Annotated in this window: 14 protein-coding genes; all 14 read left to right on the top strand. The window is 56.8% G+C overall.

Annotated features, from left to right (window positions below; genetic code table 11):
- Nucleotides 1-473: 473 nt before the first annotated feature.
- The 14 genes from Q7U39_03585 (at nt 474) to Q7U39_03520 (ending at nt 18,989) form a co-directional block, all read left to right on the top strand.
- Complete coding sequence (locus tag Q7U39_03585; protein ID MDO9117013.1) at nt 474-1,550, top strand: glycosyltransferase family 2 protein; 1,077 nt, start codon at nt 474-476, stop codon at nt 1,548-1,550.
- Complete coding sequence (locus Q7U39_03580) at nt 1,547-3,388, top strand: NAD(P)/FAD-dependent oxidoreductase (protein MDO9117012.1); 1,842 nt, start codon at nt 1,547-1,549, stop codon at nt 3,386-3,388. Before Q7U39_03585 ends, Q7U39_03580 begins: the two co-directional genes overlap by 4 nt.
- 29 nt (nt 3,389-3,417) lie before the next feature.
- A complete protein-coding gene (locus Q7U39_03575; protein MDO9117011.1) occupies nt 3,418-3,726 on the top strand; it encodes a hypothetical protein in 309 nt (102 codons plus the stop codon).
- A gap of 167 nt (nt 3,727-3,893) precedes the next feature.
- Nucleotides 3,894-5,573 carry a hypothetical protein gene (locus tag Q7U39_03570; GenBank protein ID MDO9117010.1) on the top strand — a complete coding sequence of 560 codons (1,680 nt, stop codon included), beginning with the start codon at nt 3,894-3,896 and terminating at the stop codon, nt 5,571-5,573.
- Nucleotides 5,560-7,185 carry a glycosyltransferase family 39 protein gene (locus Q7U39_03565; protein ID MDO9117009.1) on the top strand — a complete coding sequence of 542 codons (1,626 nt, stop codon included), beginning with the start codon at nt 5,560-5,562 and terminating at the stop codon, nt 7,183-7,185. Before Q7U39_03570 ends, Q7U39_03565 begins: the two co-directional genes overlap by 14 nt.
- Complete coding sequence (locus Q7U39_03560) at nt 7,182-8,336, top strand: glycosyltransferase family 2 protein (protein MDO9117008.1); 1,155 nt, start codon at nt 7,182-7,184, stop codon at nt 8,334-8,336. Before Q7U39_03565 ends, Q7U39_03560 begins: the two co-directional genes overlap by 4 nt.
- A gap of 25 nt (nt 8,337-8,361) precedes the next feature.
- Nucleotides 8,362-9,417: an NAD-dependent epimerase/dehydratase family protein gene (locus Q7U39_03555; protein MDO9117007.1), complete on the top strand. Its 1,056-nt coding sequence runs from the start codon at nt 8,362-8,364 to the stop codon at nt 9,415-9,417.
- A gap of 9 nt (nt 9,418-9,426) precedes the next feature.
- The gene (locus Q7U39_03550) at nt 9,427-11,010 is read left to right on the top strand and encodes a glycosyltransferase (GenBank protein ID MDO9117006.1); all 1,584 of its coding nucleotides are present in this window, start codon (nt 9,427-9,429) and stop codon (nt 11,008-11,010) included.
- A 3-nt stretch (nt 11,011-11,013) separates the two neighbouring features.
- Complete coding sequence (locus Q7U39_03545) at nt 11,014-12,588, top strand: glycosyltransferase (GenBank protein MDO9117005.1); 1,575 nt, start codon at nt 11,014-11,016, stop codon at nt 12,586-12,588.
- Nucleotides 12,589-12,879: 291 nt separating this feature from the next.
- Nucleotides 12,880-14,346 carry an oligosaccharide flippase family protein gene (locus tag Q7U39_03540; GenBank protein ID MDO9117004.1) on the top strand — a complete coding sequence of 489 codons (1,467 nt, stop codon included), beginning with the start codon at nt 12,880-12,882 and terminating at the stop codon, nt 14,344-14,346.
- Between the two features lie 495 nt (nt 14,347-14,841).
- Entirely contained in the window at nt 14,842-15,726 is an 885-nt protein-coding gene (locus Q7U39_03535) for a glycosyltransferase (protein ID MDO9117003.1), read from the top strand.
- Nucleotides 15,727-15,770: 44 nt separating this feature from the next.
- Nucleotides 15,771-16,727, top strand: coding sequence for a glycosyltransferase (locus Q7U39_03530; GenBank protein MDO9117002.1), 957 nt, complete (start codon nt 15,771-15,773; stop codon nt 16,725-16,727).
- Between the two features lie 130 nt (nt 16,728-16,857).
- Nucleotides 16,858-17,967, top strand: a complete 1,110-nt coding sequence (locus Q7U39_03525; protein ID MDO9117001.1) for a Gfo/Idh/MocA family oxidoreductase — start codon at nt 16,858-16,860, stop codon at nt 17,965-17,967.
- A gap of 26 nt (nt 17,968-17,993) precedes the next feature.
- The gene (locus Q7U39_03520) at nt 17,994-18,989 is read left to right on the top strand and encodes a glycosyltransferase (protein MDO9117000.1); all 996 of its coding nucleotides are present in this window, start codon (nt 17,994-17,996) and stop codon (nt 18,987-18,989) included.
- Nucleotides 18,990-18,991: the final 2 nt, after the last annotated feature.

Here is an 18,991-nt window from a genome sequence, read left to right as displayed (position 1 = left end):
CGGAGTTGGTTGCGGCGATCGACGAGTTCATTCGGCTCAATAACAAGAACCCCAAGCCGTTCGTGTGGACCAAAACCGTCGACGACATTCTGAAGAAGATCAAGCATTGTAAAGCCATGATTGAGACACCACACTAGCGCGCCAAGACAAAGGAAAACGAAAAGGCAGATTAATGCTCCCTTGGGCGTGTGTTGATAAGGTCTGGCTGTGTCCATTACTTTTATTCTTGGGACTATTTTTGACTCAGAGTAATGCGCGAAGTGCTGAGCGCGCAATATGAAAATCACTTATGGCGACCTCTCTTTGGTAGATGCTCCCCCCCCATCAAGGTGGGATTGTTCTGCTAATCCGCATCCTATAGTCTGTTGCCAATTCATCGGGCTCATACTACTCGCAGGCTAAAGTGCTGAAGCGACGACCTGCGACAACGGGTGACTCGCTCTGGCCCTGGGCGTGTGATACACGAGAATAAGGTGAAAACAACGTTAACTCTCTCACCCTTGACCGTCGCAGTTATTGTTCCCGTCTACAACGGGGGCGCAAAGTTTCGCGCGAGCCTGGAATCGATCAGGCAGACGGTGCCTCCGCCGGATGAACTCATCGTAATCGGCGATGGGGATACCGACGGGTCCTCGCAGTACGCAGAGGCGGCCGGCGTGACCCTGTATCGCTTTCCCCAACCGGGGGGGCCCGGTCGCGCCAGGAATCTCGGCGCATCGAAGGCAACCTCGGATCTGCTCTTCTTCATCGATGCGGACGTAACCGTGCCTGAGAAGGTGATTGAGCAGGTAAGGGACATCTTTGCTCGGCATCCTGAGATAGCGGCCATGATCGGGTCCTATGACGATCAGCCGGGGGAAGCGAATTTTCTTTCACAGTACAGGAATCTCCTGCACCATTACGTCCATCAGAATGGCCGGGAGGAGGCCTCAACGTTTTGGGGCGCCTGTGGGGCGATCCGGCGGGAGGTCTTTCTCGCGATGGGCGGATTCGATGAAACGTATCGCAAGCCCTCCATCGAAGATATTGAATTGGGCTACCGCCTCACACGAGCCGGTCACAGGATTCGGCTCTGTAAATCCATTCAGGTCAAACATTGGAAACGCTGGACGATCGGGTCGATGCTCCAGGCTGACTTTTTTCAGCGGGCCGTGCCATGGACACAGCTGATTCACCGGCATCGAGGCTTTGTGAACGATTTGAATATCGGCATCTCCGGGCGCGTGAGCGTCATGCTGGCAGCTGGACTGCTCGGCGCACTCATGCTGTCTCCCTGGCAGCCACTTTTCTTGGTCGGGGCTGCCATGATGGGGGTGATGCTCTTTTCCCTCAATGCCAGGCTCTACCGATTCTTCCTGGAGAAGCGCGGACTCCGATTCGCTGCGCAAACCGTCCCGTGGCACTGGTTGTATTTTCTGTATAGCGGAGTCGCCTTCGCCGTCGGAACGGTGTGTTATTTCGCAAAGGGTGAAGGGGAGCTTAAGGGGCCTGCTTCCCTGGTCACGCAAGACGCACGACGCGCAAGATCACGAGTGGAGAAACGCGAATGAGCCAAGAGTCTTCTATTATCATCGGGGCAGGGCCGGCAGGGCTCACGACCGCCTACGAGTTGGGCAAGCGGGGCATGACGTCTACCGTGCTCGAGGCGAGCGATCAGGTCGGGGGAATCTCGAAAACCGTCAACTATCGCGGGTATCGGTTTGATATCGGCGGACATCGATTCTTCTCCAAAGTCCCCCTTATCAATGAACTGTGGCACGAAATTCTTGGAGAGGAGTTCTTGCTGCGTCCGCGCATCTCCCGCATCTATTACAATCAACACTTCTTTGACTACCCTCTCAAACCGCTGAATGCGCTGACCGGTCTCGGCCCGTTGGAATCGTTTCTGATCGGCCTCAGCTACATCAAGGCCAAGTTCTTCCACATCCAGGATGAGAAAACATTCGAGCAGTGGGTGTCCAACCGATTCGGGTATCGGCTGTACAGCATTTTCTTCAAGACCTACACGGAGAAGGTCTGGGGAATTCCGTGCCACGAGATCTCAGCGGACTGGGCGGCGCAACGCATCAAGAACCTCTCACTGAAACAAGCCGTGCGGAATGCGCTGTTCGGAGCCAAACAGGGCATGGACGGGTCGACATTGACCTCTCTAATCGAGCAATTTCACTATCCCCGCTTTGGCCCGGGGTTGATGTGGGAACGATGCCGCGGTTTGATCGAAAGTCAGGGCTCTCAGACGATCCAAGGCGTGAAAGTGGAGCGTGTCCGGCATCGTCACGGGCTGGTCGATTGCGTTCAGGGGCGTGGCGCAGCCGGTGAGTCGCTGGAGTATGACGGCCGGCATTTCGTGTCGACGATGCCGCTACGTGAACTGGTGCAGGCCCTGGATCCTTTGCCGCCAGAGGATGTGCTCAAAGCCGCACAAGCTCTCCGTTACCGGGATTACCTGACGGTAGTACTGGTCATCGATCGCGAGTCCGTCTTCCCCGACAATTGGCTCTACGTGCATTCGCCGGAGGTCAAGCTCGGGCGGATTCAGAATTACAAAAACTGGAGTCCCTATATGGTACCGGACGCCTCACGGACCTCACTGGGATTGGAATATTTCTTGTGGGATACGGATGATATGTGGACGTGGTCGGATGAGCGCCTCATTGAACTGGGCATTCGTGAATGCGCGCAAATCGGCCTCATCGATCCGCGGGAAGTCAAAGACGGGACGGTCGTGCGGATGGAGAAGGCCTATCCGGTCTACGACCAGACGTATCAAGACAGCGTCGGCACGATCCGTCGCTATCTAGAGACCTTCTCGAATCTGCAGACCATCGGGCGAAACGGATTGCATCGCTATAACAATCAAGACCACTCCATGCTGACCGGCGTGTATGCGGCCGGGAACATTCTCGGAGACAAGCGCGATGTCTGGGCCGTCAACACAGAGAAGGAATATCACGAAGAAGAACGAGCGACTCAGCCGAACACCGGCGATCGGCTTGTGCCGACGCGAGTCTCTGTCTCGGTCGATGAGGCGGTAGAGGAAGCTGAAGACGCCGTGATCGAAGTCGCGTTTGCGAAAATCGATCCACTGGCCTTGGGGCTAGCCGTCGGTGTGGTGAGCGGTCTCGGAATATTCCTGGCCTCGGCCGTCTTGTTACTTAGAGGCGGGGCTGCGCCTGGTCCAAACTTGTCGTTGCTCGGGAACTACCTGTTCGGGTTTGAAGTCACGTGGGCAGGCGCGGTGATCGGGTTAGTCGAAGCAGGGCTGTTGGGGTTTGCGGTGGGGGCACTTGCGGCTGGACTCAGAAATTGGACGCTTACGGGCTATGCAAAATTCGTTCGGTGGCGCGCAGAGCGGGATGAGCGTCGCCATCTTCTCGACAAGATGTAATCCATTTCAGAAGAAAGGCGGTGAATGTGATGAAGCCGCACATGAAGCAGACGGAAGAAGTGACCCACGCTCTCGCCAGGATCAAGGCGGACGCGCTGGCGGTGGTTTGCGGGCTGATCGGGGGAGCAGGGCTTTTTACGATGACGGTGTGGTTGGTCATTAAAGATGGTGTCCAGGCGGGGCAGCATCTTCAGCTGCTTTCGAACTATTTTGTCGGGTATTCCGTGAGTTGGCCGGGTGCATTTGTCGGATTGCTATACGGAGCCATCACGGGAGGGGCGATCGGGTGGCTGGTTGGGCGGATTTACAATGCGGTGGTAGATGTCCACAAGAAGTAGTGTGAATGTGAGGTTGTAGCTTGAACCGAAGTGTGCCGGCTATGTGGGAGATGTTGCGGAGTGAGCTAAGCAAGGAGCGGACTCTGTATACAATCCTCGGATTGTTGGTCATCGCGCTATGGTTGCCTCGCCTCCAAGGCCCGATCGATTTGCGCTGGGACGGAGGCGTGTACTATGTGCTCGGGACGTCGCTCGCCGAGGGGAAGGGATATCGGCTGCTCAACGAGCCCGGCGAGATCCAGGCCAATCAGTACCCTCCGCTACTTCCGCTGATCATTGCTGCGCATCAACTCGTTCTCGGGACGAGCGACCCGCTTGTTGTTGGCCGCTTTCTCCGACTCTCATCATTTTTAGTCTTTGCGACTTATATCTTTGCTATTTATACGCTACTGCGACGGTATCTTTCGAGCGCTTTTGCTTTCTTTGGGACAGTAGTATGCCTCTTGAACGTACAGACGTATTTTTTATCCGATTTGTGTTTTCCTGACCTGCTCTATGGTCTTCTCACCGTTGGATTTCTCCTTGCCTGTTCAAGTGAAGGGTGGTGGCTCTCTCCGGCATGGGCGGGGGCCTTTGCCATGACAGCGTTTGCTTCGCGTACTGCCGGTATTGCTCTGTTCGCGGCTTGGATAGCTGAAGGGCTTGTCAGGAGGCAATGGAAGACTGTGGCCATTCGGGTCGCGATCTCGTTGGTTCCCATCCTCGGATGGTTTTCGTATGTGCATTACGTCGAGACGAGTGCGGAGTATCAACGTCCCCCGTATGCGTACCAGCGTGCCGACTATATGTTCTACAATGTCAGTTATGCAAAGAACGTGTCGCTCAACGACCCCTTTGATCCCGACTTGGGGTATTCGACACTTTCGGATCGGGTCGAACGGTACTTCCACAACGTGGCCCATGTGACAAGGTATATCGGGGAGTCCGTAAGTTCGATGCGGCCCGTGTGGAAAGTAGAATGGGAAGAGGTCGCAAAACAAATGGGGATTAAAGCTGAACCAGAGTGGCTTATTGATGTTCCTTTGATTGCCTTGGGGAGTCTTGTACTGGTTGGTACGGGTATTTTTGCAGCCCAAGGACATATAGTTGTTCCGCTTTGCGTGCTCTCATCCATTTCAGTGATCTGTCTTACACCCTGGCCGGACCAATTTAATCGGTATCTGATGCCCACGGTTCCCTTGTTGGCCTTGTCCTTATGTACCGCAATTGCTTGGGTATTGAGGCAGGCGCAAAGGCGTCCGCCAACCAGATGGAAGAGCGTAGTCCATGTCCTTGCCTACTTGCTTGTGGTCGGGATTCTCGTGCAGCAGATTGCAACGACCGTGGCGGTCTATACGAAGCGCCACCTTCCGGTGCAGTTCAAGACTCGGCAAGGCGATATGGTTGGCTATCGTTCATTTTTCTACATGGATTCATTTCGGGCTCTTGACGGGGGTGTGGACTGGTTGATGGCGCATACCAAACCACATGACGTCATTGCCGTTTCAGTGCCCCATTGGGTCTATCTAAGAACGGGAAACAAGTCGGTAATGCCCCCGTTTGAATCGGACCCCATCAAGGCCGTGCAACTCTTGGAGTCAGTGCCGGTCACCTATCTGATTCTTGACGAGGGCTTGGCCATTGATAGCAAACGCTTTATGAAAAGTGTAGTCGAGGGTTTCCCTGATCGCTGGAAACGCGTCTACAGTGATGACGTCGTGACAGAAACCGGAGCGCGACATGAGCAGGCGTTCGAAATTTATGAGCACGTTCGTCCTGGCTCAGTCATCGTGCAGCCTGAGACGGGATTGCTGCTTCTCATGCCTGAGAACGCTCGCAGCGAAAAGGAGCGTCATGAAGTCGGCTGATATGATTGCGCCGGAAACGTCGCCGGTTTTCGTGAAAGCTTGGCAATGGGTCGAGGACTCTGCGGAAGCTTTTCGAGGGCTGTGCGACCGGCGCAGGATGTGGCTGTTGGCGGCGGTCTCGCTCATGTATTTCACGGCGACAAGCCTGCTGGCCTCGCGCAAGCCCATGTGGAACGATGAACTGTTCACATACTTTATCGCCCAGGCACCTACGCTCTCCGGCATCTGGTCCGCGCTCCTCACTGGGGCAGATCAGACTCCATTCCCGTTTTACGTGTTGACTCGATGGTCGCTTGCTTTGTTCGGCGTCAATGAATGGGCCCTGCGTTTGCCGGAAATGATCGGAGTGTGGGTGGCGGGGCTCTGTCTCTTTCACATCGTTGCACGCCAAACTGAGGCATTGTATGGATTCGTCGCGATGGTATTTCTCTTTGTGACGGGCGCGAATTTATACAGCTACGAAGCAAGGCCGTACGGATTGGTTTTGGCCTTTTCCTCCCTCGCCTGGCTGTGCTGGCTACAGGCAACGTCCGGTCGATCCCGGAAACTTTCCATCGCGGGGCTTGCGGCGAGTCTGGCTGCCGCTGTGTGCAGCCACTACTACGCTGTTTTTGTGTTTGTCCCGCTTGGAATCGGTGAGTTGGTGCGTTCTATGGTCCGACGTCGTGTAGATTGGCCGATCTGGTTCTCGATGATGAGCGCCTTATCCCCGTTGCTGTTTTTGGCGCCCCTCATTCAACAAGCGAGAACCTATTCCCAAGGGTTTTGGGCTCGGCCGAGTTTGCAGTCGCTCCCGGATGCCTATTCAGCCCTGCTCATGCCGACGCCCTTGCTGGCGCTGGCCGTCTTGATTCTAAGTGGGCTCTATTCCCTCTCGCTTTCAGGGAAGTTGCGCCCTCAGGCTGCCGCCAGTTACTCTCTTGCCCCTGTCCACGAAGGTCTGGTGGCCGCAGGGTTTGTCGCACTCCCGATCATCGCTGTACTGGCGACCATGCTGACGACTGGGGCATTCACGTTTCGGTATGCCTTGCCCGCTGTGCTTGGAGTCAGTGTGCTCGTGGCCGTGGCTATAGCGCGGCTCTTTCAAGGGCATGCTGTTGTGGGGGTCGCGATTCTTCTTTTGTCGTGCGCGGGATTCGGCATGTTGTCCGCTCGCAACCTGCAAGGTGCGATGGAAGCGTCCTTTGGGAAAGTCTATGAGTTGATCGGACGTGAATCGATTACGAGTTTGCCCGTCGTGGTGTCCGATGCTCATTCGTTCATGATGTTGTCTCACTATGCTCCCCGTGAACTGTCGTCCCGACTGGTTTATCTGGCAGATCCTCAAGCATCGTTGCGGCATCTCGGGCATGACACGGTCGATCGAGGGATTTTGGATCTCAGGCCGTGGTTTGGTTTTCATATCGAAGAATTTTCTCGATATCTTGAGGCGCACCCGAAGTTCTTTGTGTATCTAAACGGTGGGCGTCACGGGAATCTCACCTGGCTTCTCACAGAGCTGGTATCGGCACCAGTCGCGATTGAATTGCGCGCGAAGGTCGATGATCACTTGTTATTCCTTGTCAGGAGCAAGGCTATCTCGTCGGCCGTATCCTTGGAGCCTCAACCATGATCGGCACTTCTAAGGGTGAATTGCTTCCGTTGGTCTCCGTCGTGCTCCCCTGCCTCAATGAGGAGGCGGCCATCGGTGCCTGCCTCCAGAAGATCCGGGACACGTTCGACAAGGCGCAGCTCGATGGCGAGATTGTCGTCTGCGACAATGGATCGACGGACCGATCCGTGGCAATTGCGGAAGCAATGGGCGCCCGAATCGTGCATCAGCCGGAACGGGGATATGGGAATGCGTATTTGAAGGGGTTTGCGAGCGCCAAGGGCAGATACCTTGTCATGGGGGATGCCGATGATACCTATGACTTCACGATGATCCCCATCTTTCTCGACAAGCTACAAGAGGGCCACGATTTCGTGACCGGGAGTCGCTATCTCGAAGGGGGGCATGCCACGATTCCCTTTCTTCATCGGTTCTTCGGGAATCCCTTGCTGACGAAAATTCTGAATGTGTTGTTCAAGACCGACTATACCGATGTGTATTGTGGCTATCGCGCTTTTAGTCGACGGGCGTACGACCTGATCCAACCGGTCAGCCCCGGTATGGAGTTTAATCTCGAGCTGGCCATCAATGCAGGCTTGGCCGGTTTGAAGACGGCTGAGTTGCCGATCCAGCTGGCTGAGCGAAAAGGGGAGTCCAAGCTGCGGACCTTTCGAGATGGCTGGCGAAGTCTCCGTATGATGTTGATTTATTGTCCCAACAAGGTGTTCTTCCTCCCGGGCCTCCTGTCGCTGGCGCTTGGGGTTGCCGCGCATGTTGTCTCCCTGGCTGGTCTCATCCAGTTCAACGGGAAGCCCCTCGGGACCGCGACAGGAATTTTTGGCACGATCTTCAGCGTGGTGGGATTTCAAGTCGTGAGTTTAGGCCTGCACGCCAAGACCTATTCATGGAGTCGTCGCTTCGACAGAAACAATAAGGGACTCGGTGCGTTCTACGACTGGTTTCGCCTTGAGACCGGGCTCTTGCTCGGCGGGGGCATCCTGCTCATCGGGATGGCGCTTCTCGCCTTCCTGGTATGGGAGTGGATACAGTCAGGATTTTTGCCGCTCTCGCGTCCCGAATGGGTATCGCTGGGCGCCACTCTCATCATTATAGGAGGGGGGACGATGTTTTCTTCCCTCTTCATCTCAGCGATGTCCATGAAGAAAGCATGACGATCGAGAGAAGGAGTGCCACTGTATGAAAGTGTTCATCACCGGCTCGAGCGGTCTGATCGGGTCTGAGCTCGTCACGTTTTTCGACTGCCGTGCTACTCGCGTGATCGGCGTTGACAACAATATGCGAGCGGACTTTTTCGGCCCGGAAGGTGACACGACGTGGAATCTTCAACGGCTGCGCCAGAGTACTCGTCGGTTCTCTCATCACCAGCTCGACATTCGAGATCGGGAAGGGCTTTCCGGTCTCTTCAAGCACGAAGGACCTTTCGATCTGATTGTGCATTGTGCGGCCCAACCCAGCCATGACCTGGCGGCCAGTCGTCCATTTGACGATTTCGACGTCAATGCGACAGGGACGCTCAATGTCTTAGAGATGACTCGGCAACATTCCCCGGAGGCCGTCGTCGTTTTCATGTCGACGAATAAGGTATACGGGGATGCCCCCAATGAGTTGCCGCTGAAAGAGCTGGATCGGCGTTGGGATTACGCTCGACAGGAGGACTACCAAGGGGTGACAGAAGCGATGCGGATCGACCGGTCGAAACATTCAATCTTCGGAGCCAGCAAGGTTGCGGCCGATGTGGTGACGCAAGAGTACGGCCGGTACTTTGGCATGAAGACGCATTGTCTCCGTGGGGGGTGCCTGACCGGTCCGAATCATTCGGGTGTCGAGCTCCATGGATTCTTGTCGTATCTGGTCAAGACGCAGCTGAGCGGGAAGACGTATCGAATCTATGGGTATAAGGGGAAGCAGGTGAGGGACAACATCCACAGTTTCGATGTGGCTCGGGCCATTGAAGAAATCTATGCGAATCCTCGATCCGGCGAAGTGTACAACATGGGGGGCGGGCGGGCGAATTCCTGCTCCATACTAGAGGCTTTCGATATTGTCGAGGAGCTGACAGGAAAGAAAATGCAATACGAGTACCTTGATCAGCCGCGTGCAGGCGATCATATTTGCTACATCAGCGATCTCGCCAGATTTCAGAAGCATTATCCGAAGTGGTCTGTGAGCAAATCGCTTGATGACGTGTTCCGGGACATGATCATGGCTTGGAATGTTCGGTTGCATGAATGAGAGAGTGGTATGAGTACCTCTGACCAATCGATGCTCCAAACCCTTGCGCTTTGTGAAAAGACTCGAGACGAATATCTTCTGCAGCGTGACCCTATTGCGAGTGATCGTCTTCGTTGGCGTGCACAGTCCTTCCGGCATCTGGTTCATCTTCTGCCTGGGCAAACCATCCTTGAATTGGGATGCGGCCAGGGCCTCTTTACACGGCAGCTCGTACAGGTGACCCACGGCAGAAACCCCATTGCCGCCGTGACCTTCGATTCCCTTGCGGGCAAGCCGGACCAAATCCAGGATCCCGTCGAGTTCATCGCTGCAGATGTCTTCCCGGATACTCTGAGAGAACGGCAATTTGACTTTGTCGTGGCCATTGATCTGCTCGATAAACGCAACTGCGCAGCGGTGCTGCAGCATGTACTGGATCTCTTGAAGCCTGGTGGACAGGTGGTGTTTTATGAAAGCAATCCGTGGAACGTTGTCCTGAAGCTTCGCCGGTTGCTGGCGCGTGTCTTCGGTAAGGCAGACCCCCGGTCCCTTCTTAGCCGTGGCCAATTGTACGAACTCATGTCGGAAGTGGGTTTTATTCGGGTGTTTGCCGTATTTAACGATTTTGTTTTTGCCCCGCTCTCCCCGCGGCTCGTTTGGTTCTTCCGGAATCTTTCGATCATTCTGGAGAATGCGCCGGTGATTCGAACCTTAGCAGGCGCCATTCTGGTGCATGCCCAAAAGCCTCCCCGCATCGTTGAACGACCGGCCGTGTCGTTGGCCTCGCACGCATCGCTGAGGAGATCCCTTTCCGTCGTGGTTCCCTGCTACAACGAACAGATGAATGTCGGGCCCCTTGTGGATGGGTTGCGCCGTCTCTACAACGACTATCTTCACGAGATCGTGCTAGTCGACGACAATAGCAAGGATGAGACAGCCGCTGTCATCAAGCGCATGGCGGCCGTCGACGACCGGATACGGCTGGTTTCGCGGACAGGTCCGAACGGAGTCGGTCGGGCCTTATCAGATGGTTACCGAGCGGTCACAGGACGCTACGTCCTCACCATGGATTGCGATTTTCAACATCTGTTGCCGGAAATAGCGGATCTGTTCGACGAAGCCGTGAAAGGGTATGACGTGGTCGTCGGGAGCCGGTTCTCCCGACATAGTGTCTTGTTGAACTACCCATTCGGGAAGATCCTCGCCAACCGGGGGTTCCACCTGATCGCTCAGATCCTCTTGTTCCGCCGTTTCCGCGACCTCACCAATAATCTGAAGCTGCTTCGCCGCGAAGTCGTGGAGCAGCTCTGCCTTGTGGAGCCCTGGTTCGCGGTGAATGCGGAGACCGGGTTGCAGCCTCTGTTGATGGGCTATCAGGTGAAGGAGGTCCCGATTTCCTGGATCAATCGCACGCCGGATATGGGCATGTCCTCGTTCAAGCTGGCCCAGGTGGGATGGGGGTATTGGCGGGTCCTGGGCCGTCTGTGGCTGCGTACCGTATTTGGCGTGGGGGCCTATCGCGGCCTCGTCGTTCGGACAGGAGCGCGGCAGACCTGGCGGAGCACCGATGCCGAAAGGCTTCGCCCTTTAGGTCCAAACGAGAGGGGTGGATAAGAGATGGAGCGGTCTACCGGGAACAGTCTTTCGACCAGAGTGGTAAGTGACGACGTTCTCAAGCCGGGAGACCGGTTCGTTTACTGGCTGTTGACGGGGTCGGGAGTGGCAGCAATCGCGGCGTTTCTCTTTCTCTGGTTTCAACTCCAGGCGTGGGGAGAACATTCATTTGTCATGGCGGTCTGTTCCGGGATCCTCGCGGTGATTCTCCTCAACAATCTCGGGCGATGGCTGATTCTTCCCAGTATGAAGCGGCCAAGAGCTGTTTTGCCGAGACCGGGCTGGAAGGTTGCGGTCGTGACCACGTATGTGCCGGGGATTGAGCCATTGGATTTGCTGGAACAGACCCTGAAGGCCTTGGTGAACCTCGATTATCCTCACGACACGTGGGTTCTGGATGAGGGAGATGACGAGCGGGTTAAGCAGGTCTGCGCCGCACTGGGCGTCCATCATTTCAGCCGCAAGTCGTTCCCGCGCTATCAGGCCGAGGCCGGCATGTTTCGGAAGGCTTCAAAGCATGGAAACTTTAATGCCTGGCTCCATGAGATCGGATTCGATCGATACGAGATCCTGACGGCATTTGATCCCGATCACGTGCCTGATCGTGTGTATCTCGCCAAAGTCCTCGGGTATTTCGATGATGCAAAAGTGGGATATGTGCAGGCTCCGCAGGTGTATGGCAACCAAGAGGCGAGCTTTATCGCCAGAGGGGCGGCTGAAGAAACCTATGAGTTCTACTCGCTCGTGCAAATGGCCTGTCATGGGAAAGGGTTTCCGCTCATCATCGGGTGTCACAACACACACCGTCTCAGCGCCTTGCGCGAGTGCGGCGGGTTCGCGGCGCACGATGCCGACGATCTGCTGCTGACGCTCCTGTACCAGAATCGTGGGTGGGAAGGCGTCTATGTTCCTGAGGTGCTGGCCCGAGGGTTGGCTCCGGTGGACTGGCCGGCCTATCTCAATCAGCAACGGCGGTGGACCCGTTCTGTCCTCGACGTGAAGCTACGGATCGGGTCTTCAGTAGCCCGGAACCTCTCGCCGACTGCCGCATTGTTGAACTCCTTGCACGGATTGAACTATGTCCATTGGAGCATGGTGCTTCCTATTGCGATGATGCTTGTGGCGTTCATGCTGGTATCCGGGAACATTCCCTCTCTGGCAACCACCGAAGCGCTGGTCAGTGGCGGGTTCATGGTTGTTATATTGCGGTTTTGGGAGCGATATCGACAAGGGTTCTACTTGAATAAGAAATCGGAGCAGGGGATTCATTGGCGAGCCGGCCTCCTGCAATTCGCGAAATGGCCGTATCAAATAGCGGCCGTTGTCGATGTCTTGGTCAACCGCCAGTTCCCTTTTATCACGACTCCAAAAATCGTGGACCCTTGCCGCACATCCTTCGTGCTATGGCCGCACTTGATTTCCCTGGGGATAGTAGGATTGGCGTGGGCAATAGGACTGAGCTTGCATGGAACCCTTCCATTCGCAGCCCAGTTGTGCGCGATGGGGCTTGTGGTCCTCACCGTGGGCCTGATGGTCACAGAGTGGAGCGGGGTCTTGAGACGCCGCGTGAGTCGGTAACTCATCCTTCCAGGGCCCAACCATCTGGTTCGCCCTGTGCTGCGGATTCTCCTTGGTCCCTCTTTCCCTTCGCCCCTCTTTGGTAGGGGAAGATCGAGGTAAGAGGTATTGGCTACCCGCCATCTTGTTTCTATACTGATCCCAAGCCTCATGCAGTTCTTTTATCCCGGGGGCGCCCGTTGGGCGTAGCCAAGTAGGCGATGGGAAAGGGGGCACGTCGGCGCCAGCAAGTTGGGCGGAATCTGTTGAGGAGATAGAGAGTCCTACGCGCATGATGTCTGAAAGGGTGGAATGAGCTTACTGACAACGACTACGGGGCGTCGCATGATGGACGGGACCGCCCGGATATTTCTGGCGGAACTGCTGTTCCCGCTCACGGCACTTGTTACGACTGGCTTCTTGACGAGACAACTTGGTCCCCAGGGTTATGGGTTGCTGGCTCTGACGCTGACCACGATCATTTGGATCGAAAGTGCGATCAACTCATTTTTTACGAAGGCGACGATCAAGTTTGTCGGTGAGGCGGACGATTGGAAACCGGTCGGTGCCATGGTGATTCGCCTCAGTTTGAAGATTGGTATTGGGGCGATGGTCTTTGTCTGGATTCTCGCCGACCCGCTCAGCGCGTTGTTCAAAGAGCCGGATTTGGCATTCTATCTCCGCGTGTGCGCGCTCGATATTCCGATGTTATGTGTCGGACAGGCCTATCGAAACGTATTGATTGGAATGGGCAATTACCGGGCCGGAGCAGCCGCCAGGGCGGGCCGCTGGCTGGTCAGGATGGGGCTCGTGGTGGTGCTTGTGCAGGCCGGCTTCTCCATCACGGGGGCATTGCTCGGTGTGATCGGTTCGTCGCTGGCAGAGCTTCTGCTCAGCCGCTGGTACCTCGGAGAAGGGATGTTCGTCAAGCAGGCTCCGGTGCCTCTCCCGATTCAGCGATACGGCGCTCTGTTGTTCCTGTCCTCGATCTGTCTCATCTTTTTCAACGGGATGGATCTCTTCATGCTTAAGATCCTCGGAGGGACGGCCGCACAGGCCGGCATTTATAGTGCGGCTCAAAGTCTTTCGCTCCTGCCCGGATTGTTTTCTTGGACATTCTCCTCCCTGCTTCTTGCGACGCTGAGTCGTCAGCTTGCGGACTGTCAAGAGGAGCGGGCGCGGGAACTCGCGCGTGATGCGCTGCGTGTCACGATGCTCCTCATTCCGGTCGCGGCGATCATCGCCGGTGCGGCCCCGGAGATCGTGCAAGTCGTGTTCGGCGCCGCGTTTCTCCCCGCCGGCCCGCTGTTGGCGTTGCTGATTGTCGGAGCGGTCTCGAATGTGATGTTAATGGTGTCGATCACGATCATGACGGCTGCGGGATTACCGGCCAGAACGATCATGTTTACGGCCCCGTTGGTCCTGCTGGCATTGGCCGGTCATCTCGTACTGATTCCCCGATTCGGACAGCAAGGTGCCGCCTGGGTTACTGTTGTGGTCTCCTCTTTTGGGGCGATTGCGGCGGGGGCAGGTGTGTATGCCTTGTGGAAGGTGTGGCCGCCGGTTGGAACGGTGATCCGGAGTCTGGCGATCGGACTTGTCGTTGGGGCAGTCTCGCTCTGGTGGCCGACCTCCGGGGTGCTCGTGTTTCCCAAGCTGGTGCTGCTCGGGATTATCAGTGTGCTCGGCTATTGGTTGATCGGGGAATTCCACTATGGAGAGCTGGCCGCAGTGCGTTCGATGCTGATTCGAAAGCGGGAGCCGGCTCAAGTAGCCTGAAGACGAGGACATGATGGAGCCAGTGTTTCGCGGGAGTGAGTGCGTATGCGTTGCAAAGGGAGTCACTCTGAATGCATGGCGGCATCGCGCAGGTGGGTTGGCGGGTGCGATGTGGAACTCCGTCCTTGAGCTCAAAGACAGGTGCTGTGCGGGGGCTCTGGGTGTAAGGCAAGGTTGCTGATGGCGTCTCCGTGCCTTCTCATCGTATCGCTGGTCGATCCTGCCACGCATCCTGGCGGAGCAGGAACCTATACGCGAGGACTGATGGCTGCGCTCCAGCAAGGGGAACAAAGATTTGATGTGGATTTGTTGGGCCCTCTGCATCCGCCGCCGGGTCCCTGGAGGCGAATTCGGCAAGTCATGTCTTTGGCGCATTCGTGCGTTTCGAAGCATCCTGCAAAAGTACTCTTCGCGCTGCAGGAAGAGTTCCGGGTGAGAATCCGTGAGGCGGTTCGCTCTCGTCGTTACGCAGCGGTCGTGATAAACGGAAGCGATATGCTTTGGGCAGTCGAGGAGCTTCCCTCAGAGATGCCCGTCCTGCTGGTTGCCCACAATCTTGAGCACCGGGTGCTTACCCAGCAGTTGTCCCTCTCCCCCCTCCTCTCGAATTTGTTTAAGCGAGAAGTGAGTAAACAGCGGCAATATGAGATCGAGGCCTTTCATCGTGCCGCCGGGGTCATATTTCTTTCAGCCGACGAGATGGCCTGGGGCAAGGGACGGGTTCCCGGGGTCCGGGCTCTTCATGTGCCGCCGCTCTTCGTGGCTCCTCCGGTATCCCGACTGCCTCGGGTGAGTGGTCCGTTGCGCCTCGGCTACCTCGCCGATTTCGCCTGGTGGCCGAATCGTCGGAATTGGCTGTGGCTGATTGAGGAGGTTCTTCCGAAGGTCCAAAGACCTCTCCAGGTCCACGTCTTTGGGCGGGGGAGCGAGCGCTTGTCCGCGTCAGATCGAGTCGTGCTTCACGGGAGAGTCCCTGAACTCGCAACAGTCTGGAATCAAGTCGACATCATGGTGTGCCCCACTCGTGCGGGCGCCGGCGTCAATATTAAAGTCGCAGAAAGCCTGCACAATCGAATGCCGGTGCTTGCCACGACACAGGCCGTACGCGGTTTCGCCTGCGCATCCGGATCGGGATTGGTGGTTAAGGACAGCGCGGAGGACTGGGCTGCCTTCTTGAGTTCCTCAAAAGCCGATCAATTGGCTCGTCAGCTACCATCAGAGGAGTTACGCCGGCAGTTCTCTGTCGACCGCCATGCGGAAAAGCTGAGGCGCTTCGTGTGGGAATCATTTGGGGATTCCGCTTCCCGCTCTTTGCATGGCGGTTGTGTGTGTGGGTCAGATGGTCTGTTCGCTACGGAGCTTCTCGGAAGTGAGTGCTAGGACAGCGTGCACCAAGAGGTGAGTGATTCAGAGGAGGGGAGGGCATGACGCAGTTGGCAACGGATCAGATGATTACAAAGCTTTCGGTCATCGTCGTTTCTGACTATGCGGCCGGCGAGGAGAAGTCGTGGGAAGACCTCCGGCGGGCATTACAGGCATGGGCAGAGCAGGAGGGCGCGCCGGCCGAGGAGTTCATCCTCGTTGAGTCGTCGCGATTCGAGGGCCGGATTCCGAGCGACGTATTAGGGCTCGTCTCCAATATGAAGGTGCTCCATGTCGACGCCGAGTCTTCGTATGAATTGAAGAACCGAGCGGTGGAGGCAGCCTCCGGCGACTGGCTGGCCATTGTCGATGCCGACTGTATCCCGTCCCGGTCGTGGCTGCGGGTGCTCCGCGCCGCCATTACCGAACATCCCGACACAGCGGCCGTCAGCGCCAGGACCTTGTACCCGGGCCGGTCTCGCCTGGAGCGGATACTGGGTCTGTTATCGCGGTCGTATCTCGACCCTGGTCGTAGCGGTCCTAGCAGGTTCATTTCCGGCAACGCCACGGCATTCAAACGCAAAGTCTATTGTCGCCACCCCCTTCCCGTCGGGATGGGAGCGTTTGCGTCCCGAATACAGTCTGAGGCCTTTCTCCGGGATGGTGAGACGCTGTGGTTCGATCCGGAGTTGGTGGTGGTGCACGATTTCGAAGGATGGCCGATGGAGCGGGACATACGCCGCAATCACGGATACAGCACCGTCATCACGAGGCTGCGCGATGATCGACTGCCATATGCGGGCCTGATTCGCATGGGCCTCATCGCTATTCCCCTGATCGTGGCCGGGAAGACCTTCGACAGTATTCGCGATTGCGTTCGCTGTTTTCGCCACTACAACGTGAGATGGTACGAGGTGCCGTTCGCGATTGCGCTGACCATGGTCACGCACATCCTTGAAATCCCGGGGATGTTGGCTGCCTACCGCGGTCACGGCATCATGGGAACGCAGTATCGGTAAGGGGGGTGCCACAGCGCGATTGCTGTGACTTGCCATACGGATTGGTTGCTCGCCACATGCGAGTTTGCCAGGCCTTTAGTTGATTTTGGCAACAGGCCACAATAGTTGGCGCGTGAGAAGAGGCTTAGACATGAGGCGTCCCATTAGAGTCGGCGTCATCGGCTGCGGAAGGGTGACGGCGCTTCGTCACCTTCCTGCATTGAGCCGGCTGGCTGGCGCAGAGGTTGTCGCGCTGGCCGATACCGATGCCGCTCGCCTCAAACAGCTTGCAGACCGATTTCATATCACGAATCGTTATCCCGACGTTCATGCGCTGTTGAACGACACCCTGGTCGACGTCATCGCGGTTTGTGTCCCCGTTCAGTTTCATGCAGAAATCGCTCTGGCTGCGCTTGGCGCAGAGAAGCATGTGTTCATCGAGAAGCCGTTGACTGCGACTCTTGAGGAGGCAGACCGTATTCGAGATCGAGCCAAGCAGGTCGATCGTAAGGTCCTGATGGGTTTCAACTTCCGATGGCATCGTCTCATCCGACAAGCTCGGGCCTTGCTCCAGCGGGGAACTGTCGGGGAGGTGGAGGCGATCCGGACTGTGTTTGCAAGCGCGCACGAAGCACCCTCCCGGTGGCAATTGCATCGTGCCTCGGGCGGAGGTTCGCTCTTCGATCAGGCGATTCACGTCTTCGACCTCTGGCGATTCTTGTTGGAGACAGAGATCGAAAGCGTGTTTGCAGTCAGCCGATCAGGGCCCTGGGAAGATGAAACGGTGACGGTCACTGCGCGCTTGACGAATGGCGTCCTCGCGACGGCCACCTGTTCGGAGCGGACAGGTGAAAACAATGAAGTGGAAGTCTACGGACGGGGAGGCCGTCTACAGGTGTCCTGTTATCGTTTCGACGGCCTGGAGTATTTCCCCCAAGGCAGCATTCCTGGCAATGGGCGAGCCCGTGTGGATGCCTTCTTGCGGACCGTGAAGGAATTGCCAGGCAGCCTCGTGCGGCTGCGGCATGGTGGTGATGTGCTTGCGTCGTATCGTGAGCAATGGCGACACTTCCTTGGAGCGATTCGCCACGATGGTCCTTTGGATTGTACGGTGGACGATGGGCGTCGGGCATTAGAGGTGGTCTTCGCAGCGATGGCATCTGCGTCACGCGGACAACCCGTTCTCGTGGCCCAGGCGCCACATCAGGTCACGTCGATCCCGGCGGTACCCCCGACAGCCGGCAATCAGATTGAAGAATGAGGTGTACCGTGGCAGAGGAGGGAACGATGTATCGGGATAGAGATCCTGCGATGTCGATAGTAATTGTCGCGGATCAGTACGAGACGATTCGTCAGACAATCAGGCACCTGAAGGCGCAAGCAGGGCGGGAGGAACTCGAGCTCGTGATTGTCACTCAATCGTCGGACAGGCTCGGACTCGACTGTGAGGAGACTGCCGCCTTTTTTCAGGTACGAGTGGTTGAAGTTCCCGCAATTCTTCCATTAGCCCTTGCGACTTCGGCGGGAGTTCGCCAGGCGCGCGCGCCGGTGGTTGTGTTGGCTGAAAGTCACGCGTTTCCGGGGCCAGGTTGGGCGAAGGCGCTGATCGCGGCGCACCGGCAGCCGTGGGCCGCCGTGGGGGCTGTGATGGGAAATGCCAACCCGGGAATGATCAGTTGGGCGAATCTTTTTGTCGACTACGGACATTGTGTGGAGACAAGAGCTGTGGGTATCTCGACATACCTTCCGGGCCATCATACCGCATACAAGCGGGACATCCTGATGCGCTACGATCAACAGCTCGACGCGGTGATGGACTCGGAGATTCTCCTCCACTGGGATCTGCAAGCCAAAGGTTACAAGCTATATCTCGATCCGGAGGCCAGGGTGTACCACGCCAACATCTCGTCGTTGGCGTTCTGGTTGCCGGAACGGTTTTACACCGGCCGACGGTTTGCTGCCACACGGGCTCAATCATGGCCCCTGTTTAAGCGGTTTCTCTATGCCGGAGGCTCTCCGTTGATTCCGTTCGTACGCGTCCCACGCGCCCTGAAGGCCCTCTCCCAATCCACGTTTCCGAGGATGCGGTGGCCACTGGTATTGCCTCCGCTCGTTCTGGGATTGGTCGTCAGTGCCGCAGGGGAAATGGTCGGGTATCTATTTGGGGGAGGTCAGGCGACCGAGGAACTGGCCAAAATGGAGCTGTTCAAGGCGCGGTATCTGACCAGGAGGGACAGGGCAAAGCTTGAGGCGTTGTCTCTGAAAGTGGCGGGGGAGGCCTGACG

It is taken from the genome of Nitrospira sp. (genome assembly GCA_030653545.1).
Lineage (GTDB): Bacteria > Nitrospirota > Nitrospiria > Nitrospirales > Nitrospiraceae > Nitrospira_D.
Note: the sequence above shows the minus strand (reverse complement) of the source record. Positions and strands in the feature narration are given on the sequence as shown.